Annotated in this window: 22 protein-coding genes; 10 read left to right on the forward strand and 12 right to left on the reverse strand. The window is 66.2% G+C overall.

Going from position 1 to position 20,470, the window contains the following annotated elements:
- Nucleotides 1-11: 11 nt before the first annotated feature.
- From AC1D2E_RS03935 to AC1D2E_RS03960, 6 genes are all read right to left on the reverse strand, one after another.
- Nucleotides 12-461 carry an ester cyclase gene (locus AC1D2E_RS03935; protein WP_478196193.1) on the reverse strand — a complete coding sequence of 150 codons (450 nt, stop codon included), beginning with the start codon at nucleotides 459-461 and terminating at the stop codon, nucleotides 12-14.
- Nucleotides 462-487: 26 nt separating this feature from the next.
- Nucleotides 488-1,087, reverse strand: coding sequence for an NAD(P)H:quinone oxidoreductase (gene wrbA / locus AC1D2E_RS03940; RefSeq protein ID WP_478196194.1), 600 nt, complete (start codon nucleotides 1,085-1,087; stop codon nucleotides 488-490).
- Nucleotides 1,088-1,315: 228 nt separating this feature from the next.
- Nucleotides 1,316-1,915, reverse strand: coding sequence for an NADPH-dependent F420 reductase (locus AC1D2E_RS03945; protein WP_478196195.1), 600 nt, complete (start codon nucleotides 1,913-1,915; stop codon nucleotides 1,316-1,318).
- A 15-nt stretch (nucleotides 1,916-1,930) separates the two neighbouring features.
- The gene (locus AC1D2E_RS03950; RefSeq protein ID WP_478196196.1) at nucleotides 1,931-2,587 is read right to left on the reverse strand and encodes a hydrolase; all 657 of its coding nucleotides are present in this window, start codon (nucleotides 2,585-2,587) and stop codon (nucleotides 1,931-1,933) included.
- 197 nt (nucleotides 2,588-2,784) lie between these two features.
- Nucleotides 2,785-3,162 carry a response regulator gene (locus tag AC1D2E_RS03955; RefSeq protein WP_478196197.1) on the reverse strand — a complete coding sequence of 126 codons (378 nt, stop codon included), beginning with the start codon at nucleotides 3,160-3,162 and terminating at the stop codon, nucleotides 2,785-2,787.
- 116 nt (nucleotides 3,163-3,278) lie between these two features.
- Nucleotides 3,279-3,989 carry a response regulator gene (locus tag AC1D2E_RS03960; protein ID WP_478196198.1) on the reverse strand — a complete coding sequence of 237 codons (711 nt, stop codon included), beginning with the start codon at nucleotides 3,987-3,989 and terminating at the stop codon, nucleotides 3,279-3,281.
- Nucleotides 3,990-4,106: 117 nt separating this feature from the next.
- Here AC1D2E_RS03960 and AC1D2E_RS03965 point away from each other — a divergent pair, with 117 nt between their 5' ends.
- The 9 genes from AC1D2E_RS03965 to AC1D2E_RS04005 all read left to right on the forward strand — a co-directional run bounded on the left by AC1D2E_RS03965 (nucleotide 4,107) and on the right by AC1D2E_RS04005 (nucleotide 14,231).
- On the forward strand, nucleotides 4,107-5,006 hold the full coding sequence (locus tag AC1D2E_RS03965; RefSeq protein ID WP_478196199.1) for a LysR family transcriptional regulator: 900 nt from the start codon (nucleotides 4,107-4,109) through the stop codon (nucleotides 5,004-5,006).
- Nucleotides 5,003-6,973, forward strand: coding sequence for a PAS domain-containing protein (locus AC1D2E_RS03970; protein ID WP_478196200.1), 1,971 nt, complete (start codon nucleotides 5,003-5,005; stop codon nucleotides 6,971-6,973). Before AC1D2E_RS03965 ends, AC1D2E_RS03970 begins: the two co-directional genes overlap by 4 nt.
- Nucleotides 6,974-7,021: 48 nt before the next feature.
- Nucleotides 7,022-7,936: a LysR family transcriptional regulator gene (locus AC1D2E_RS03975; RefSeq protein ID WP_478196201.1), complete on the forward strand. Its 915-nt coding sequence runs from the start codon at nucleotides 7,022-7,024 to the stop codon at nucleotides 7,934-7,936.
- Between the two features lie 101 nt (nucleotides 7,937-8,037).
- Nucleotides 8,038-8,793 (forward strand): 2-amino-5-chloromuconate deaminase CnbZ, encoded by a 756-nt coding sequence (cnbZ, locus tag AC1D2E_RS03980; protein WP_478196202.1) that lies wholly within the window; start codon nucleotides 8,038-8,040, stop codon nucleotides 8,791-8,793.
- Between the two features lie 28 nt (nucleotides 8,794-8,821).
- On the forward strand, nucleotides 8,822-10,189 hold the full coding sequence (locus AC1D2E_RS03985; protein WP_478196203.1) for an amidase: 1,368 nt from the start codon (nucleotides 8,822-8,824) through the stop codon (nucleotides 10,187-10,189).
- Between the two features lie 10 nt (nucleotides 10,190-10,199).
- Nucleotides 10,200-11,225 (forward strand): TRAP transporter substrate-binding protein, encoded by a 1,026-nt coding sequence (locus AC1D2E_RS03990; RefSeq protein WP_478196204.1) that lies wholly within the window; start codon nucleotides 10,200-10,202, stop codon nucleotides 11,223-11,225.
- A 34-nt stretch (nucleotides 11,226-11,259) separates the two neighbouring features.
- Nucleotides 11,260-11,844 (forward strand): TRAP transporter small permease, encoded by a 585-nt coding sequence (locus AC1D2E_RS03995; protein WP_478196205.1) that lies wholly within the window; start codon nucleotides 11,260-11,262, stop codon nucleotides 11,842-11,844.
- Nucleotides 11,841-13,121, forward strand: coding sequence for a TRAP transporter large permease subunit (locus AC1D2E_RS04000; protein ID WP_478196206.1), 1,281 nt, complete (start codon nucleotides 11,841-11,843; stop codon nucleotides 13,119-13,121). Before AC1D2E_RS03995 ends, AC1D2E_RS04000 begins: the two co-directional genes overlap by 4 nt.
- 51 nt (nucleotides 13,122-13,172) lie before the next feature.
- Entirely contained in the window at nucleotides 13,173-14,231 is a 1,059-nt protein-coding gene (locus tag AC1D2E_RS04005) for an asparaginase (RefSeq protein WP_478196207.1), read from the forward strand.
- Nucleotides 14,232-14,256: 25 nt separating this feature from the next.
- Here AC1D2E_RS04005 and AC1D2E_RS04010 read toward each other — a convergent pair whose 3' ends face one another.
- The 6 genes from AC1D2E_RS04010 to AC1D2E_RS04035 form a co-directional block, all read right to left on the reverse strand.
- Entirely contained in the window at nucleotides 14,257-14,529 is a 273-nt protein-coding gene (locus AC1D2E_RS04010; RefSeq protein ID WP_478196208.1) for a phospholipase D-like domain-containing protein, read from the reverse strand.
- Nucleotides 14,530-14,558: 29 nt separating this feature from the next.
- Nucleotides 14,559-14,939 carry a hypothetical protein gene (locus AC1D2E_RS04015; RefSeq protein ID WP_478196209.1) on the reverse strand — a complete coding sequence of 127 codons (381 nt, stop codon included), beginning with the start codon at nucleotides 14,937-14,939 and terminating at the stop codon, nucleotides 14,559-14,561.
- A gap of 796 nt (nucleotides 14,940-15,735) precedes the next feature.
- Nucleotides 15,736-16,977: an LVIVD repeat-containing protein gene (locus tag AC1D2E_RS04020; protein ID WP_478196210.1), complete on the reverse strand. Its 1,242-nt coding sequence runs from the start codon at nucleotides 16,975-16,977 to the stop codon at nucleotides 15,736-15,738.
- Complete coding sequence (locus AC1D2E_RS04025; RefSeq protein ID WP_478196211.1) at nucleotides 16,974-18,032, reverse strand: hydroxyacid dehydrogenase; 1,059 nt, start codon at nucleotides 18,030-18,032, stop codon at nucleotides 16,974-16,976. Before AC1D2E_RS04025 ends, AC1D2E_RS04020 begins: the two co-directional genes overlap by 4 nt.
- The gene (locus AC1D2E_RS04030) at nucleotides 18,032-18,406 is read right to left on the reverse strand and encodes a cupin domain-containing protein (RefSeq protein WP_478196212.1); all 375 of its coding nucleotides are present in this window, start codon (nucleotides 18,404-18,406) and stop codon (nucleotides 18,032-18,034) included. The genes AC1D2E_RS04025 and AC1D2E_RS04030 overlap by 1 nt, the downstream gene beginning before the upstream one ends.
- Complete coding sequence (locus AC1D2E_RS04035; protein ID WP_478196213.1) at nucleotides 18,403-19,641, reverse strand: LVIVD repeat-containing protein; 1,239 nt, start codon at nucleotides 19,639-19,641, stop codon at nucleotides 18,403-18,405. The genes AC1D2E_RS04030 and AC1D2E_RS04035 overlap by 4 nt, the downstream gene beginning before the upstream one ends.
- A gap of 94 nt (nucleotides 19,642-19,735) precedes the next feature.
- On the opposite strand from AC1D2E_RS04035, the gene AC1D2E_RS04040 reads away from it, so the two are divergent.
- The gene (locus AC1D2E_RS04040; RefSeq protein ID WP_478196214.1) at nucleotides 19,736-20,461 is read left to right on the forward strand and encodes a GntR family transcriptional regulator; all 726 of its coding nucleotides are present in this window, start codon (nucleotides 19,736-19,738) and stop codon (nucleotides 20,459-20,461) included.
- The last annotated feature ends 9 nt before the right edge of the window (nucleotides 20,462-20,470 follow it).

Here is a 20,470-nt window from a genome sequence, read left to right on the forward strand (position 1 = left end):
GCGCCCTCACCTCACGCTTGGGGCTGCGCCGCCGGCGGCCACGCGCCGAGTTGCTGCAGCAGGGAGAAGAGGTTGGCAACGCCCCAGTGCTCGGTGATCTTTCCGTCCTGCACGCGCATCGCGTCGACGGTCTCGAAATGGATCTTGCGGCCCGTGGGCGCGATGCCGAACACGTCGCCCTGGTGCGTGCCGTGGTAGGTCTTGAAGGTGGTCACGACGTCGCCGTCCACGCGCTGCCAATGGATGTCGGCATGGAAGTCGGGGAACGCCGCGCGCAGCGTCTTGTACAGGCCCAGCGCGCCCGCCTTGTCCGGCGTGCAGTTGGGCTGCGGTGTGTGGTCCAGGAAGTCGTCGGCAAAGAGCTCGTCGAAGAGCGCGTAATTGCCGCCGCCCTGAACCTCTTCGGTGTTACGACGCACGACGGCCTTGGCCGCTTCGCCTGCGGTGTTCTGGGTGCTCATAGCAGTTCTCCTTGGGAACCCGGTGCTCAAGCGAAGAGCTTGGCCGCCGTCTTGGCGACCAGCTCGCCTTGATGGCGCGCACCGGCCAGGTCGATCTCGGTCGGCTGGCGCGATCCGTCGCCGCCGGCCACGGTCGTGGCGCCGTAGGGCGCGCCGCCGACGATCTCGTCCACGCTCATCTGGCCCTGGTGGCTATACGGCAGGCCCACGATGGTCATGCCGAAGTGGAGCAGGTTGGTGATGATCGAGAACAGCGTGGTCTCCTGGCCGCCGTGCTGCGTGGCGGACGAACTGAAGGCACCACCCACCTTGCCGTGCAATGCGCCCCGCGCCCACAGGCCACCCGCCTGATCGAGAAACGCCGCCATCTGCGAGGACATGCGGCCGAAGCGCGTGCCGGTGCCGACGATGATCGCGTCGTAGTTCTCGAGTTCGGCCACCGTGGCGACCGGTGCCGACTGGTCCAGCTTGAAGTGCGCGCTCTTCGCGACTTCCAGCGGAACGGTCTCGGGCACGCGCTTGATGTCGACCTCGGCGCCGGCACTGCGGGCGCCTTCAGCGATGGCCTGCGCCATCTTCTCGATGTGGCCGTAGGACGAGTAATACAGGACAAGAACCTTGCTCATGGGGTATCTCCTTGGAAAGCGGTTGAGAGCGCCAACTCAGTGGGTTGGCCGCGAACTGACAGAAATCGCCGAAAGCTCGGCGTGCAGTGAAGGAAGAACGAACTTCGATGACATGGCTCTAGCGTAGGAGCCATGCATCTCTCGTGGAAGCCTGTTTGTTTCGATGGAATCCATCGAGAAACTAGATACCTACCCACTGCGAGCGCCGGACCGACGCATGCGTTCGTCTCAGGGCAACCGGATCAGATTGAGATTGGGAAGAACGCCGCCGGGAAATTGCTGCAGAGGCCCGCCGCTGCGCAGCGAGCCGATATCGACTGTTGCGAATCCGATGCTGTCCAGGAGGGCCCGGACACGCAACTTCGCATCAGGATCGTCCCCCGACATGAAGAGGACGCGATGGCCGCCTGACTCCCTCGGCTCGGCGGCAAGCAGCGCGGCTCGCAACGTGTTCGCGACCTTGACGACATGCGCCCCAGGAGCGAGCGAGGCCACGATCTCACTGGACGTCGATCCGCCGAGATCCGCGAGGCGATATCCCGGCTGAACGACGGGGTTGGTCGCGTCGATGAGGATGCGACCTTCCCATGCAGGCAGGTCGGCCGTCGCAGCGTCCAGTTCGGACCACGGCACTGCCAACATCACGATGTCCGCGCGCGCGGCCTCCTGCCGTGTTCCAGCTCTTGCCCGCGGCCCCAGTGCGGCCACGAACGGCTGGAGCGACTCAGGGCCCCTGCTGTTGCTGAGGACGACGTCGCCGCCGATCCTTGCCACATGCGTTGCAAATGCGCGGCCGATGCTGCCTGCGCCGATGATGCCGACTTTCATGCCGCCTCCGCCTGCTCAATGCCCCGGGGGCGTCGCAAGGAGTTGCTGCTCCCAGGTGAAGCTCGTGCCCACGACACCCATGTGCTCGACCAGCATCTGCGCCAGCGCTGGAACCGTGGCTGTTCGGGCCCAGTCGCGCTGGAGTTCCGACGCAAAGACAGTCCAGGTGAGGGGAACAGCCCCGGCCTGGATCAGGCGTCGAACGGCCATCTCGTGCGCTTCGAGCGTGACGCCGCCGGAAGCGTCGGTGACGATATAGACCTCGTACCCCTCCCCAAGCGCCTGGATGACAGGCATGGCCAGACAGATCTCCGTCCACAGTGCCGCCATGACGATCTTCCGCTTGCCAGTCTTCTCGACCCAGTCGACCACCTGACGGTCCTCCCAGGTGTTGATGAAGGTCCGGTCGATGGGCTTCTGCTCGGGGAACACGTCCTGGAGCTGCTTGATCAGATAGCCGCCCTGCTTTTCCACCACGGTGGTCAGAAGCGTGGGCACACCGAAGAGCTTCGCCGACTTGGCGAGACCGACGACGTTGTTGATCACCGTCTGCGTGTCGTGACTTCGAAGGCCTGCGAACTGGAAGGGCTGGTGATCGATCAGGATCAGCGCACAGTTGTCGGGCGTCAGCAACGCACCGAGGCCGACTTTCAGGTTCTTGGATTCGCTCATGGCAAGTTTCCCATCTGGTTGAAGGATGACGTTGATTCAGCGCTTTTCGCGGACCACTGCGTTCGGCAGCGGTGCCTCGAGGCGCCCCACCAATGTGCAGACTCACTGTGTCCGGACAACGCCGCTTGCGCGCGTCCATGTATCAGATGACGCGCAGTCGATTCGAAGTTCGTCGATCCGCAGCGGGCCACGCCTTGTCAGTCTTCGCGCATCGCCTGTGCAATCGCTGCGTGCAACGCCTCTCCCGTGAACGGCTTGGGCAGCACCGCATGAACGCTCAGCTGCCGGGCCAGGTCGGGTTGCCCCGGATCACGCCGGAAGCTGGCCGAGACGACGAGGATGCGGCTCGCGCATGCCGCCTGGATCGCGCGGATTCGTGCCGTAGCATGGCGCCGCCCCGACACATCGACGATCACCAGATCGGCCTCGCCGGGCGACACGCTCCTCTCGACCACCTGGTGGCCCGCATCGCCGAGCCAGCGCACGATCAGCTGGCGAACGAGTTCGTCACTCTCGACGATTGCGACGCGATACCGTGTGTGCACCATCCCCTGTCGTGAGGCGAATCCGGACACGGGGTTCGCGGAGGTTCATTGGGCGCCGGATGCCGCACGGCCGTATGACCATAGGCTTGCCCCCCGTGACAGCTGACACATCCTCGCCGCCGAGGGACGCCCCCGACGGGCTCGGCTCAGATGCGGACGACTTCGACGGCAGCCTGGAAGGCGTAGCCCACGCCGCGCTCGGTCACGATGAATCTGGGTGACCTGGCATCGGCTTCGATCTTCTTGCGCAAGCGGCCAACCTGGACATCGACGGACCGGTCGTACACCTCCGCGTTGTGCAGGTGGGAGAGCTCCAACAGTGTCTCGCGCGCCAGCACGCGCTGGGGCGAGGTGAGAAAGGCGACCAGCAAACTGAACTCGCTGTTGCGCAGCGCGACCACACGGCCTTCAGGCGCCGTCAGGCGGCGCAAGCGCAGGTTCAGATCCCATCCTTCGAAGCGGTACGCCCGCACGCAGGACACGACATCGGCCACGGTCTCGTGCATGCGCGCGCGGCGCAGCAAAGCTCGGATACGCGCGAGCAGTTCGCGCGGCGAGAACGGCTTGGTCAGATAGTCGTCCGCACCCATTTCAAGCCCCATGACGCGGTCTGCTTCCTCGAGCCGCCCGGTCAGCAGCATGATGGGCAGCTTCGAGCGCTCGCGCAGTTCGCGCGCGAGCTGCATGCCGTCCTCGCCGGGCAGGCGCACATCCAGCACCACCAGGTCCACGGGCTCGCGCGCCAGCACTTCCTGCATCTCTCGCCCGCTTGCCACGGCCGTCACCCCGATGTCATAGTCGCTGAGGTATCCGCTGATCAGCTCGCGCACCATGGGGTCGTCGTCCACGGCGAGCACCCGAGGCAAGGTCGAGGAGGGGAAGGGTCGGTCTGCGGACATCGCGGGCGATCTTAGGATGGGCCGCGGGTTTCCGGAACTCCAAGAAGTTGGTTCATAACGTTCGAAAAACTTGAAATGTCCTACCTCGGTACACCAACCCACGATCAGTTGCGGGTGTTCCTTGCAGTGGTCGACGCCGGCAGCTTCGCCGGCGCCGGGCGCAGCCTGGTGCGCGCCACATCGGCGGTGAGCTACTCCGTCTCCAAGCTCGAAGAACAGTTGGGCGTCTCGCTCTTCGACCGCGAATCGACACGCAAGCCCCAGCTCACGAAAGCGGGACTCGCCGTGCTCACGGAAGCACGCACGATCGCTCACGGCATCCACGGATTGCGCGCCAAGGTCAAGGCGCTGCAGGAGGGTGTCGAAGCAGAGCTCACGCTCGTCCTCGACGTGATGCTGCCGACGGAACGGGTCCTCGATGCCATCCGGACATTCCGCGCCGAGTTCCCGACCGTAGCGCTGCACCTTCGGGTCGAGGCGCTCGGCGCGGTCACGCAGCTCCTGGTCGACGGCGCGGCCACCATCGGGGTGAGCGGCCCGCCCGACACGCCGATCGACGGCATCGAGCGCGTGGAAGTCGGCAGCGTTCAGCTGATCCCCGTGGCCGCGCCGACGCACCCTTTGGCACGCGCGGGCCGGAACCCGCCCGGCGCCGGCCGCGATCATGTGCAGATCGTTCTGACCGACCGCTCCACCCGGACACAGGGGCAGAGCCTGGGCGTGCACGGCACGCGGACCTGGCGGGTCGCCGATCTCGCCTCCAAGCACATGCTGCTGAAGGAAGGCATCGGCTGGGGCCACATGCCGGAGCCCCTGATCCGCGACGACCTCGAAGCCGGGCGCCTCGTGAGACTCGACCTGCCGGACTGCCGCGGCGGCCCTTATCGACTCTTCGCCATCCACCGGACCGACACGCCTCTCGGACCCGCGGCGTCGTACCTCGTTGCCAGGTTCGAAGCCCAGGCCGCAACGTGAAGGCCACCCCGCTGCGCTGCCCGACATCGATCGAGATGCTTGAGCGTCTCTCGCTCGCGGTCGCCGGTTCGAACGACGGCATCTGGGACTGGAACATTGCCACCAACGACCTGTTCCTTTCCGAACGCTCACAGCGGCTCTACGGCATCGAGCCCGGCCGCGCGGAGCGGCCGATGGCCGAATGGCTCGAGATGGTCAGGATTCATCCCGACGATCTGGTTCGACAAGCTCGGCTGGTCGAGAGCTTCCTGTCCGGCGCACCGCCCCACGAGGAACAGTGGCGCATCCTTCACCCCGACGGCGTGTACCGGTGGGTCAGCGTGCGCGGCGATTGCATCCGCGACGCATCCGGCAAGCCGACGAGAGCCGCGGGGTCTGTCAGCGATATCGACAGCCGCGTACAGACAGAGGCCGCGCTGCGCACCTCGGAAGAGCGCTTTGCGCTGGCCGTTGCCGGCTCGAACGACGGTATCTGGGACTGGAACATCGTCACCAACGAAATGTTCTTCTCGGAACGCACGCAGCGGCTGTACGGACTGCAGCCCGGGCCCACGGTGCGCCCGCGCAGCGAATGGAGGGCGCTCGTCAAGATCCATCCGGATGACGGGGCGCATCAATTGAAGCTGGTGGAGGACTACCTGGCCGGCGGTCCCGCCTACGACGGGAAATGGCGTGTGCTGCACCCCGACGGCGTCTACCGATGGGTGCGCATCCGGGGCATCTGCGTGCGCGACGACACGGGACAGGCGACCCGCCTGGCGGGCTCGGTCAGCGACGTCGATCCGCAGGTGCGAGCGGAGGCGGCCCTGCTGCAGGCGAAGCGGCTGGAAGCCACGGGCACACTCGCCGGTGGCATCGCGCACGACTTCAACAACATCCTCGCAGCCATCCTGGGCTTCGGCGAGATCGCCTTGCGCGACGCCAGGCGCGGCAGCCGGCTGGGCCGCGACATCGAAAACATCATGGTCGCGGGTGAACGCGGGCGTACCCTGGTCGATCGCATGCTGGCCTTCAGCCGCACCGGGATCGTCGCGCGCGTCCCCGTGCATGTGGAAGGCATCGTGCGCGAAGCCGTTGAATTGCTCTCGGCCACCCTGCCCGGCAACGTACGCATCGCAACCCGCCTGAATGCCGGCCGAGCCGCCCTGCTCGGGGACGCCACACAGATGCACCAGGTGTTCATGAACCTCGCCACCAACGCGATCCAGGCCATGCCTGCTGGCGGCACGCTGAGGGTGTCTCTAGACACCCTCTCGTTGAGTTCATCGAGAACATGCACAACTGGCCCGCTGGAACCCGGCGGCTATCTTGTTCTCTCCGTGGCCGACGAAGGGGCGGGCATTTCGGCGGACATCGTGGAACGGATGTTCGACCCGTTTTTCACCACCAAGGAGGCCGGCAGCGGCACGGGCCTGGGCCTCTCGGTCGTCCACGGCATCGTGTCCGACGTCGGTGGCGCCGTCGATGTCAAGACCTCCGGGGCGGGCAGCGAACTGACCGTCTATCTTCCGCGGGCCGACGACATGAAGGATGACCGCGAAGCGGGAAAGCCATCGACACCGCGCGGCAACCACCAGCAGGTGCTGGTCGTCGACGACGAGAGCGCGCTGGTCAACCTGATGACCGAGGTGCTGACCGGCCTGGGGTACGTGCCCGTCGGCTTCACGTCGGGCGGCGAGGCCCTGGCGGCGTTTCGCGCCCATCCGAAGCGCTTCGATGCTGTAATTACCGACGAACGCATGCCGGGACTTTCCGGCACTGCGTTGATCGAGGGGATTCGCGCGATTCGCAAGACCATCCCCATCCTGCTGCTGAGCGGTCATTTCCACGGCGACGAAGCGGGCGCGGGAGATGCCGCCCGCGCGGACGAGATCCTGAAGAAGCCGGCGTCGACGCTGGAGCTGGCCACCTGCCTCGCCAAGCTGCTGCAAAAGTGTGGAGGGCGACGGCTTGCGAAGACGAAGTGACGGCCTCGCGCGACGCGCCAGGTGTCTGGCGTAGCATCGGCGCGCACCATGCTCTCCCTCGCCCTGACCTACTTCCGTGAAGTCGCTCTCAGCGGCTCGATCCGCCGTGCAGCGGAACACCTGTCGATCGCGCCGAGCGCGATCAGCCGCCAGATCGGCCAACTCGAGGCGGAACTGCAGGTCGCCCTGTTCGACCGCCGCGCGCGGCGCCTTACGCTGACGGCCGCCGGCGAGCTGGTGCGCGACTACGCCGCGCGCGCCAGCACCGACGCCGAGGCCCTTCGCGCCTCGCTGCAGCAGATCACCGGGCTGCAGGCGGGACAGGTGCGCATCGGCAGCGTCGAGGGCATGGTCTACTTTCTCTCGCGCTACCTGGCGGGCTTCGACCAGCGTTTTCCGGGCATCCGCGTGAGCGTCTCGATCGTCGGCTCGCGCGCGGTGCTCGAGCTGCTGCGCGACGGCGAGATCGACCTCGCGCTGGCCTTCGGTCTGCCGGCGCGCCACCCCTTCCATGTGCATGCGCGGCTGGAGCAGCCGCTGTGCGCCATCGTCGCCGCGGGCCATCCGCTCGCATCGCGGCGCAGCATCTCGTTCAAGACGCTGGCAGATCAGCGCGTGGTGCTGCCCGACACCACCTTCCAGATCCGCTCGCTGATCGACGCCATCGCGCTGAAGACCAAGACCTCGCTCACACACGTGATCGAAGCGAACACCCTCGACATGGCCAAGGGCATCGTGCGCCATTCCGAGCTGATGACCTTCCTGCCGCGCTACGCCGCGCTGCGCGAGATCGCCGGCGGCGAGCTGTGCGCGGTGCCGCTGCAGGAGCGCGACCTGGCCCAGACCCACATCAGCCTCGTCACGATGCCCTCGTACCAGCCGTCGCCGGCCGCGCGCAAGCTGCTGCAGACCTTCAAGTCCGGCATGGGCCGCTACGGCACTACCGCCGCCGAGCGCGGCTAGCGTCTTCTCTGTTCTCATTTCGGCAACACATGGGTGCCGAAGATCGGCTTCTTTGCGGCGCACAAGCTGCATAGAGTCGACACCCACGGAGACATTCACCCATGACCCAAGTCGTCGATTTCCAGCCCGGTGGCTACCGCTACATCCAGGCCGTTTTCCAGTACTCGGCCGGCGTCGCCGCACTGCCGGGCTTTGCCATCGAGCGCGTGGTGTTCCAGCGCCCGCCCGCGCTGCTCGCGGGCTTCGACGCCATCGCCGCCCACCTGGCGCAGCGCGGCCGGCCGTTGTCGGCGCTGTGCGGCTGCGAGCTGCGCTCGCCCGCGCCGCTGTCCGACGGCGGCTTCGTCGAGTTCAACCGCCTCTACGTGCGCACGCTGCAGGACTGGGGACTGGTGCACGGCGACATCAACCCCGTGGCTCGCACCAATGTCTGCCCGGCGTACGAGCCGCCGGCATCGCCGGCCTTCCATGCCTTCTCCTACACCGTGCCGGACGACGGCACCGCGCTGCCGGACTTCGTGGTGGCCGGCGGCGGCGAAGCGCCCGAGGGCCAGGGCGACTACCGCGACGTCATGGTGCGCCTGGGCGACACCAGTCTCGAAGGCCTGCGCGAGAAGGTGCGCTACGTCGTGGCCGAGATGACGCGGCGCCTCACGGCACTGGGCTTCACCTGGCAGGACGCGATCGCGACGCAGGCCTACACGGTGCACGACATCGGCCCGCTGGTTCGCGAAGAACTCGTCCAGCGCGGCGTGGCCCGTATGGGCCTCACCTGGCAGTACACCCGCCCGCCCATCGCCGACATGGAGTACGAGATGGACGTGCGTCGCGTGGCTCGTGAGTTGGTGCACGCCTAGGCGGCGAACGGAACGCAGGGGCAACGCCATGGCCACGGCAGCACACCTCAGCGCCGACCTCGCGGCCGGCACAACCACCTCGCGCGCACTGGTCGAGGCGGCGCTCGCGCGCATCGCCGACCCCGCGGGCGAAGGTGCACGCGCCTTCACCCACGTCGATGCCGAGGGCGCGCGCCGGATGGCCGACGCCTCCGACGCGATGCGCCGCAGCGGCACCGTGCGCTCACCCGTCGAAGGCCTGCCGGTGTCGGTGAAGGACCTGTTCGACCTGGCTGGCCAGGTCACGCGCGCGGRCTCGGTGGTGCGTGCCGATGCTGCACCGGCCGTGCGCGACGCCCTCGCCGTCGAGCGGCTGCGCGCCGCCGGCGCGGTGCTGCTGGGCCGCACCAACATGGTCGAGTTCGCCTTTGGCGGCGTCGGCCTGAACCCGCACACCGGCACACCGCGCAACCCCTGGGACCGCACCACCGGCCGCGTGCCGGGTGGTTCGTCCTCCGGTGCCGGCGTGGCGCAGGCGGATGGCATGGGTGTGATGGCGCTGGGCACCGACACGCGCGGCTCGGTGCGCATCCCGGCGGCGCTGTGCGGCGTGGTGGGCTTCAAGCCGACCGCGCGGCGGGTGCCGGCCGAAGGCGCCTTCCCGTTGTCGTGGACGCTCGATTCCATCGGCCCGCTGGCCGACTCCGTCGACTGCTGCGCGCTCTTCGACGCGATCCTGGCCGGCACGGCGCCCACACCGCTCGCGCCGCTGGAAGCGCGCGGCCTGCGCCTGCTCGTGCCCGAGGGCGGCCTGATGGACGACCTCGACCCCGAGGTGGCGCACGCTTTCTCGACCGCGCTGGCGACGCTGTCGCGTGCCGGGGCGCACATCGTCACCGCCCCCATACCGTCGCTGGACGCGCATCCGCGCTACTTCGAAGGCGGCGGCATCGCGGGAGCGGAAGCCTACGTGGTGCACCGCGAGAGCCTGGACCGGCTCCCGCTCTACGACCCGCGCGTCGGGCAGCGCCTGGCGCTGGGCGCCGGCATCAGCGCCGCCGACCACATCGTGCTGCTGCGCCTGCGCGCCTCGGCCATCGCAGCCTTCGCGGAAAGGGTGGCCCCGTTCGACGCGCTGCTGCTGCCCACCGTGGCCTGCATCGCGCCGCCCCTTGCCGAGGCCGACCGCAGCGACGACGACTACGTGCGCTGGAACCTGCGCATCCTGCGCAACGCCGGGGTCGTCAATTTTCTCGACGGCTGCGCCCTCACCCTGCCCTGCCATGCACCGGGCACGGCGCCGGTCGGGCTGATGGCCTGCGGCGCGGCGGGCACCGACCGGCACCTGCTGGCGGTGGGTGCCGCCATCGAGCGAGCGCTCGGGCCGCGTGCGCGAGAAGAATCGAATTTCAAGTAGGAGACCCCCCATGAAGACCCCATCGCAACGCCTCCTGGGCGCCCTCTGCGGCTTGGCGGCCGCGCTCGCCCTCGCAGGCACCGGCCACGCACAGGACATCAAGGAGCGCAACTTCAAGCTCGCGTTCGTCAACCAGAAGGAACACCCACAGGGCATGGGCGCGCAGCGCTTCGCCGACCTGGTGGACAAGAAGAGCGGCGGTAAGATGAAGGTGAAGCTCTTTCCCGCCGGCGTGCTCGGCGGCGATGCGGCCGTCATCTCGTCGCTGCAGGGCGGCACGGTGGACCTGACGATGGTCGTGCCCGGGTCGATCTCGGTGGCCATCAAGGAGTTCTCGCTGTTCGACCTGCCCTTCCTCTTCAACAACGAGAAGGAGGCCGACTTCGTGCTCGACGGCCCGGTCGGGCGCAAGCTGCTGGACAAGTTGCCCGAGAAGGGCCTGGTCGGCCTGACCTACTTCGAGCACGGCTTTCGCAACGTCACCAACAGCCGCCGCCCCGTGGCGAAGATGGAAGACCTGCAGGGCCTGAAGCTGCGCGTGATGCAGATCCCCGTGATGATCGACATGTTCAGCGCACTTGGCGCCAACCCCTCGCCGCTGCCCTTGCCCGAGGTCTATACCGCGCTGGAGCAGAAGGCCGTGGACGGCCAGGAGAACCCGTACTCGCTGGTCGAGGCCTCGAAGTACTACGAGATCCAGAAGTACGCCTCCGACACGCGCCACACTTTCAACCCGATCGTGCTGCTGTTCAGCAAGAAGACCTGGGACAAGCTCTCGGCGGACGAACGCAAGGTGCTGGCCGACGCCGCCAAGGAAGCCCAGCCCTACCAGCGCAATGCCAACCGCGAGGTGAACGCGAAATCGGCCGAGTTCCTCAAGAGCAAGGGCATGACGCTGACGGCGTTTCCGGCGCAAGAACGCGAGCGGCTGCGCGAGAAGCTCAAGCCCGTGACAGAAAAATACGTGAAGCAGATCGACCCGGCGCTGGCGCAGGAGCTGTTCTCCGAGCTCGACAAGGCACGGGCCGCCAAGTAGCCACCGCCCGACAACCGCACAAGGAAAGAAGATCATGGCTCGCCTGATCGATGGCTACTGTCGCCTGCTGGAGGGCCTGATTGCGCTGTTCCTGGCGATCATGGTGGTGCTGGTGTTCGGCAACGTGGTGCTGCGCTATGGCTTCAACTCCGGCATCACGGTGTCGGAAGAAGTTTCGCGCTGGCTGTTCGTCTGGGTCACCTTCCTGGGCGCGATCGTCGCGCTCAAGGAGCACGCCCACCTGGGCACCGACATGCTGGTGTCGCGGCTGCCGCTGTTCGGCAAGAAAGCCTGCCTGGTGGTGGGCCAGCTGCTGATGCTGTTCATCGCCTGGCTGCTGCTCGACGGCAGCCTCGAACAGGCACGGATCAACTGGGACGTGGCCGCGCCGGTCACGGGCATGTCCAGCGCCTTCCTGTACGGCTCGGGCGTGGTGTTCGCCGCCTCGGCGGGGCTGCTGATCCTGCGTGAGCTGTGGCGCGCGCTCACCGGCCAGCTCAGCGAGGCCGAGATGGTGATGGTCAAGGAATCGGAGGAACAGGGCGAGCTCGAGGCGCTGCAGGCCGAACTGGCGCGCGAAGAAGCGGTACAGGCCAGGTCGCCCGGAGAACGGCCATGACGGTCGCCATCTTCATCGGCGCGCTGCTGGGCGCCATGGCGCTCGGCATTCCGATCGCCTTCGCGCTGCTGGCCACGGGCGTGGCCCTGATGTGGCACCTGGACCTTTTCGACGCCCAGATCCTGGCGCAGAACGTGGTCAACGGGGCCGACAGCTTTCCGCTGCTGGCTGTGCCCTTCTTCATGCTGGCCGGCGAGATCATGAACGTCGGGGGGCTGTCGCGCCGCATCATCGACCTGGCGCTGGCGCTGGTCGGCCACATCCGCGGCGGCCTGGGCTACGTCACGATCATGGCGGCGGTGCTGCTGTCGGCGCTGTCGGGCTCCGCGGTGGCCGACGCCGCCGCGCTCACCGCGCTGCTGCTGCCGATGATGGTCTCGGCCGGACACGACAAAGCGCGCTCGGGCGGGCTGATCGCGGCCTCGGGAATCATCGGCCCGGTCATTCCGCCGAGCATCGGCTTCGTGATCTTCGGGGTGGCGGCCAACGTGTCCATCACCAAGCTGTTCCTGGCCGGCATCTTCCCGGGCCTGCTGATCGGCGCCGCGCTGTGGTTCACCTGGTGGTGGCTGGGCCGGCGCGAGCAGATCGTGGCGCCGCCGCGCCGCTCGCGCGCCGAGGTGCTGCAGACGCTGCGCGCCTCGGGCTGGGCGTTGATGCTGCCGGTGATCATCCTGGTCGGCCTGCGCGCGGGCGTGTTCACGCCCACCGAGGCCGCCGTGGTCGCAGCGGTCTATGCGCTGTTCGTCTCCACCGTCGTCTACCGCGAGCTGAAGCTGCGCCAGCTCTACACCATCTTCGTCACGGCCGCCAAGACCACCTCGGTGATCATGCTGCTGATCGCCGCCGCGATGGTGTCGGCCTGGCTCATCACGGTGGCCGACCTGCCCAGCAAGGTGATCGGGCTGCTCGAGCCCTTCATGGCCAGCCCGACGCTGCTGCTGGTCGCGATCATGGTGCTGGTGATGATCGTCGGCACCGCGATGGACATGACGCCGACGATCCTGATCCTCACCCCCGTGCTGATGCCCGTAGTCAAGGCGGCGGGCGTCGACCCGGTCTACTTCGGCGTGCTGTTCATCATCAACAACTCGATCGGGCTCATCACCCCGCCGGTGGGCACCGTGCTCAACGTGGTGGCCGGCGTCGGCCGCATGAAGATCGACGAGGTCACCAAGGGTGTGTGGCCCTTCATGCTGGCCGAGCTGGCGGTGATGTTCCTGCTGGTACTTTTTCCCTCGCTCGTCACCGTGCCGGCCCGATGGTTCGGCGGCTGACGGAACGACCGGCTCGCCCATCTTCAACACAACACATCGACAAGGACATTCATGAAGACACTGAAGAGGACACTGGCACTCGTGACGATCGGCCTGGCGGCGGTGGCTACATCGGCGCAGGCGCAGACGCGGCCCGTCGTGCAGTTCATCGCCACGGGCGGGACCATCGCCATGAAGATCGACCCCGTCACCAAGGGCGTCGTGCCTGCGATCTCGGGTGACGACCTCATGCAGACGGTGCCGGATGCCGGCAAGTACGCGACCATCGAGGTCAACAACTTCTCGGCCATGTCGTCCAACTACATCGAGGCGAAATGGTGGACGCGCCTGACCAAGGCCGTCGACGACGCGCTCGCGCGCCCCGAGGTGGCCGGCGTCGTGATCGCGCACGGCACCGACACCATGGAAGAAACGGCCTACTGGCTGGACCTGACCGTCAAGTCCGACAAGCCGGTGATCCTGATCGGCGCGCAGCGCAATGCCTCGTCGCCGGACTTCGACGGCCCGCGCAACCTGCTCAATGCCATCCGCATCGCCACCGCGCCCGAAGCGCGCGGCAAGGGGGTCATGCTGGCGATGAACAACCAGATCAACGCGGCGCGCAACGTCACCAAGACGCACACGGCCAACGTCGAGACCTTCAAGTCGGGCGACTTCGGTTTCCTGGGCGAAGTCTGGGACGACAAGGTCGTCTTCACCCGCACGCCGCTGCGCCGCCAGCACATCGACATCGGCACCGCCGAGATGCCGCGCGTGGAGATCGTGGCCATGTTCGGCGGCGCCGACGGATCGCTGATGCGCTACGCCGTCGACCAGGGTGCCAAGGGCATCGTGGTGCAGGCGGTCGGCATGGGCAACATGAACGTCTCGATGTTCGAGGCGCTCAAGTACGCCCTGTCGAAGGGTGTTCCGGTGGTCGTCGCCACGCGCGTGCCCAACGGTCGCACGATGCCGGTCTATGGCTTCGTGGGCGGTGCCAAGACCAGCTACGAAGCCGGGGCCGTGATGGCCGGCGACCTGAGCCCCCAGAAGGCGCGCCTGCTGCTCATGCTCCAGCTGCACCGCGGCGTCACTGGCAAGGCAGAGCTGCAAGCCGCGTTCGACCGATAGGCCAGGCCTGGCCCGAAAGGGCCGTTTACAGCATCGACTCGGGGATCACCAGCGACTGCAAGTAGAGCTTGACGCGGGTCGCCAAGTCCGCACCAGGCTCTTCACCCGTCATCACGACGGGCGGATCGCTGTCGATGCGCCTCCATTCCAGCGCACTGTCGCTGCCTGGCTGGAGACGGACCTGGAACGCAGCGTGCTGCATCAGCTCGCCGAAGAAGGCGCTCGCCTCCTCGGCCAGCGCGGGGCAATCGTTGCGCATGCCGAACTCGGTGTCCAGCGCGTCCGAGCGCGGGTCCATGTTGACCGAGCCATCACGGTGGGTCTTGATCAGCTCGACCGCCCGCTCCAGCCGCAGCCGCAGCAGCCATGCGTGGGCATGCCGGCCGTGCGCAGAAAGAGCTTCAGGAACCGGAACCGATCTAGGCCCAGTAGCAGGGCCAAGTCTTCAAGAAGAATCTTGTCGCATAGACGCGCTTCCATGAAATCGCGCACGCGCAGAAGCTGTCGGGGCGTCAATGTGCCGGCGACGACCTGCGGCGACGGCTTCAGCAGCCGCGCAAACAAGGACTCGAAGAGGTCCACGCGTGCTTCCTTCAGCAACGGATCGGCCGAGGCGTTCTGCAGCGCCGCGTGCATGGCGAGCCGCGTGTCGCGCAGCACCGCCGCGGCTTGCGAGGGAAAATGGTGCTTGGAATCACGACCTTTCATTGCGATCTCGAAGCCGTTTCAGTCAGAGGCCACCTGCAGGATCTGCGTGCGGTGCAAAAAATCTGGGAGATTGAGGGACTGAAAAAGCTACGGCGCGGCCACTGCAGGATTCTTCGGCGATTCTCGGAATGAGCAGGCACATCACCCCTCTAGCCGTGCCATTCAAGGAAGAGTCCGTTTCGCGTCTTGCAATCATCTTTCCGGAGTCGGGGGCGCGTCTTTCGCTCGCAAACGCGTTCGCGAGCCTTCCCCGTGAGCAAATCCGATGCTCCGAAAAATCCTGACGGATACGGGCTCCGCGCCGGACACTGCGAGCCACTTCTAAGCATCGATGTGCTCCAACGCACTGGGTTTCACGCGCGCGCCGCGGATGCGCAGCGGAAAGGTACGGGCTCTTCAGCTTGACTTACTCAGTCAAACAGCCGCCACGAGGCACTGGGTTATTCAGACCTCCCGCAGGCACTCCAAGAATACTTTGGCCGACGATTTCAGTCATGAATGCGTGAGCATCTCGGCGGACTGGGGCATCTCGGGCCAATACCTCACGCGGCTGTCGACCACAGCGCATCGCTACGGATCAGGAGCTTCGAGGGCCGATCGCACGCGATTGCGTTCCTGTCGGCCCATTGCGAATGGGGAGCGCATTCGTCTGCTGCTGACGCGCAAGTTCCACGCGCTCGCGCCAAGCGGGACCGGCCGCTGTCGCCCGCCGCACAGGCGCTCTCGGACTTCCTGTTCGCCTACGTGGAACAGAACTCTTGGAGCACCTGAGGCCGCGTAGCCCGTCGCGTTCGCGTCAGCCATTCCACTGTGCCATGTAAAGGCCTGCGTTGTAATCGGTCACATAGACCAGCCCCTGCGGATCGACAAAGAGGTCGGCCGAGTGGATGACTTTGTGAATGCCGGGTCGCGGGTCCATCCAGTAGGCCGGTGGTGGCGGAACGAAGTACCCCGCCTCCTGCGGCCGGAATGGATCCGAGATGTCGAAGGCGCGAACCCCAGCGTTCTGGTAAGTCGCGAAGACGAAGTTTTCGCTCTGGAAGCTCTCGGGCCGGTTTTCGTGCAGGTTGTGAGGGCCGAAGTGGCCACCCTTCTTCACGTAGTCCTGCTCGGAGGGGATCGGAAACGTCGCGATTGTGGCCGGCTGCTTCGGAGCGCGGATGTCGAGGACCCAAGTGTGTTTGAGCGGTTCTTGGTCGCTGTTGGCTACGGCTTCGTCCGCGACAATCAGCAGATTGCGCCCGGGCAGCGGCAGCGCGCTGTGCGTGCCGCCCGCGAACGGTGGGCTCCAGTTGCGGTGGGCGATCAGTTTTGGGTGAGCCTTGTCGCTGATGTCCAGCAGCGTCAGGCCGCCGTCGCGCCAGCAGCCGTAAGCCATGTCGCCACTGATGACTGCGTGGTGCAGCGCTACGCGTCCGGCAAATGCATGCTTCTCGCCACCCGCCGCCCACATGCCCGGCATCCACCAGCGGCCGATCTCGCGCGGCCGCACGGGGTCTTGCAGGTCGATGACGATAAAGATGTGGTCGGTAAAACCGTCCAGGATGGCCGAAGCGTAGGCATAACGCCCGCCCACCCACCAGATGCGATGAAGCCCGAGTCCTTGCACCGGCATGAAACCGATGGGCCGGGGATTGGCGCGATCCGAGATGTCGTAGACGCGCATGCCGGCGGAGTAGTCGATGCCACGCTTGCCGAATTTGCTGCTGTCCACACCTTCGATCGAGCGGCCGTAATAGTCCTGCTCCTTCACGTATACCGAATAGAAATTGAACTCCTCGATCACCAGCATCAGGTCACCGTGGGTCTGCAGGTGGATCGACCAGGAGCGCGGATGCACAGGAAGGAACTTGACCGGAACGGGCCGCCTTGGGTCCCGCACGTCGATGACGGAGACTCCGCCGCTGAACAAATGCGCCACGTACGCATACCCGCCAGATACCATGACTTGCACGCCGTCGGCCCGCCCGCCCTGGTCCGAATGGCCGACCAGGCTGAAATTCCTCGTGGCCTCCGGCTGAGTGAGGTCCCGATTCATGGCGCAACCCTTACCGCCGTAGCGAATGTCGCGCCGGCACGCGGGTGAACCAGAGCCTGCGGATTGACAAGATTGGCCTCGCCCTGCCCGCTGAGCATCGTCCACATGTTGCGCGCGCCCTGCCAGCCCATGTTCTGCACGCCCTCGAACGTCCAGGCCGCGACATGAGGAGTCGCCAGCACATTGTCCAGAGTGAACAGGATGTCATCGGGGTTGGGCGGCTCGACGTCGAACACGTCAAGGGCGGCGCCGCCGATGGCGCGGCGTCCCAGGGCTTCGCGCAGTGCCGCGTAGTCGACAAGTGCGGCGCGACCGGTATTGATCAGCAAGGCGCTGGGCTTCATTCGTGCCAGGGCGGCCGCATCGATCATGTGGTGGTTCTGGGCCGTGGGCGGCGCATGCAGGCTCACGACATCGGCACTGCCCAGCAGGTGCTCCAAGGTGACAAGTTCGACTCCCGGCGGTGCTTGGGTGACGAATGGATCGTAGGCCAACAGCTTCATGTTCCAGCCGGCCAGTCTCTGGGCGACACCGCGGCCGATGCGTCCCAAGCCGACGATGCCCAGCGTCGTGCCCTCCAGGTAGGTGGCGAAGGTGTCGGCGCGCCAACCGCCCTGGCGCATGTAGGCGGGTGTCCACACGTTCAAGCGCTTGCGCAGGGCCAGCATCATCGCGATCGCGTGCTCGCAGACAGGGTTGATTTGCGAATCACCGCCGGTGTGGGCGACCAGTATTCCGAGTTCGGTCGCGGCGTCAACGTCGATGCTGTCCACGCCGATCCCGAATTTGGAAATGCAGCGCAAGTGCGGCAACGCTTCAAGCACCGCACGCGAGAAATGCGCACCGCTTGCGCCCATGACGCCGTCGTAGCCCTGGGCCGCCTCGATAATTTCGTCCGCACTGTAACGCTTGAAGCCCGGCTGCCACATGGCGCGCTCGGTATCGACGGTCACACCGCGCTCGCGCAACCACTCGACCGACTCGAGCGTCGGGTCCACCTGCTCGAACACCAGGACTCGGGCGCCCGACAGGAATTCGTGCTCCGGGTGCTGCATCAGATGGCCTTCCGTGCCGCAGCCACGTAGTCCTCGCGCGGTGGCGAGAACACATCGACCAGGATCGCGACCTCGGGCCCGATGGCCCGCGTGGACCCATGTGGCGCGCCGGGCGCGATACGGCAAACATCGCCCGGACCAAGCAACACGGGCGTGCCGTCGACCGTTGTCTCGATGCGCCCGGAAACCACGACGGTAAATTGCTCGTGGTGGACGTGGGCGTGCAAGCCCGTCGGCTGGCGCAGCGGGTCGATGGTCCAGCGCACCAGCGTCACGGCGGTGCCTTCCATCACCGTGCCCTGGAGATCGGGACGGACGTCATGGAGCGGCCCGGCGCCGGCCAGAAAAACATTGGATTCGGTTGTCGTGGTCATGGGTTCAGGCAAGCGGACGTATCGAGGATGTAAAGGCCAGTGGAAAAGTCGCACACATACATCAATCCCTGGGCATCGACGAATACGTCGGAGGAGCCATAGGAGTGAAACAGCTGCGCGCCAGCAGTGGACGCGGCCGGGCGCGGCGGCACGAAGTAGCCGATTTCGGCCGGACGGAACGGGTTGTCCAGGTTCACCACCCGCACACCGGCGTTCTGGTAAGTGGCGAAGATGATGCTGGAGCTTTGCCAGCTGCCCGATCGGTTTTCATGGACGTTGTGCGGGCCGAAGTGGCCGCCCACGCCGCGGTAGTTCTGTTCGGACGGCGTCGGAAGCGTGGCGATGTTCACGGGATTGGTTTTGTCGCGCACATCGATGACCCAGCCATGCTTGTCTACGTCGGCGCCGTCATCCAGCACAGCTTCATCCAGGGCGACGACCAGGCCGCGATCCGCCAGGGGCAGGCAGACGTGCGTGTTGCCGCCGAAGGGGGGCGACCAGTTGTGGTGCGACATCAGCTGTGGATTTGCCGGATCGTTGACGTCGAGCAGCGTCATGCCGCCGTCACGCCACGCGCAATAGGCGATGCCTTGCGAAACGATGGGATGGTGCAAGGCATAGCGCGCGGACCATGTCGGTTTTTCGCCGCCGTCGTGCCACATGCCCGGTATCCACCAGCGGCCGGCCTCCTTGGGCGCGGCGGGATCGGCCATGTCGATCACGATGAAGATGTGATCGACGTAGCCGTCGATCAGGGCCGACGCGTAGGCGTAGCGGCCGCCATCGAACCAGACCCGGTGCACGCCCAGGCCCTCGACCGGCATGTAGCCAATCTGCCGCGGCATCGAAGGATTGGAAATGTCGAAGACCTTCAGCCCGGCCGAATAGTCCTGGCCACGGACACCGAAGAGCTTGCTGCTCAAGCCAATTGATCGGCCGTAGTACTGGCGGGCATCGGCGATGAGCTGGCGCTTTTTGTGGAAGTTGACCTCGTCGACCACCAGCAACAGGTCGCCATGGGTCTGCAAATGGATGTTCCATGTGCCCGGGGGCGCTTCAAGCCGGGCCCTGGCGACCGGCTGGCGCGGATCCGCCACATCGAGAATCGTCACTCCGTCGGCATGGCCGACATAGGCATGGCTCTTGTGGACCATGACCTGGACGCCGCTGCCAGCAGGCGCATGGCCCTCCAGTTTCAGGTTGCGACAAAGCGGATCACTGGCGTACGGGGCCATCGCAGGTTCTGTTAAATAAATGCATAGTGGATCCACTTTAAATCAATTCTGATGTCCACGTCAAGGTGGATACACTTGCCCCAAAAGGACCAACATGACAAGTAGCCCCGCTCCAGCGAAGGCGTCGCGCGCCACGGTATTGGCCGTTCGAGATCAACTTCGCAGCGCAATCCTCAATGCCGAACTGCAGCCCGGCGACGAGCTCTCGAGCGTTCAGCTGTCGCAGCGATACGGCGTGAGCCGCACGCCCATGCGCGAGGCGTTGCGCATGCTGCAGGAGGAAGGGCTGGTGCATGCCCACAGCAACCGCCGCCCCCGCGTGGCCGGCTTCGACGCCGATGAACTCGAGCTGGTCTACGCCAGTCGCCTGCTGCTGTCGGCCCTTGCCACGACGCTCAGCGTGCCCAAATTCACTTCCCAGGAAATCGGTGAACTGCGCGCCCTCAACGCAGCGATGAAACAAGCCGCGGCCGCGGGCGAGGCGGATCGCTGGCAGACGCTAGACCGCGAGTTTCATTTCGCTCACGCCCGGCACGTGCCGGCCGCGCTGCGGCGGGAACTGGAACAGTTGCACGCCCGGGCCGGGCTGTACCGGCGGATGTGGGTCCGCGACAAGCCCTACCGTATGCCCTCCACCGACATGGAACACGACGCGATCATCGAGGCGTGCGCCGCCGGCGATGTTCGCGCCGCCGTTGGCCATGTGGTACGACATCTTTCGAAAGTCGCCTTCAACCTGCTAGCCGACACCCTTCCCGAGCGTGAGCCGACGATAGTGAGGGCGGCGCTGCAGCTCGCGCTGAGCCAATCACCACCCTGAGAGCCGGCT

This window comes from Variovorax sp. P1_H2, assembly GCF_056405295.1.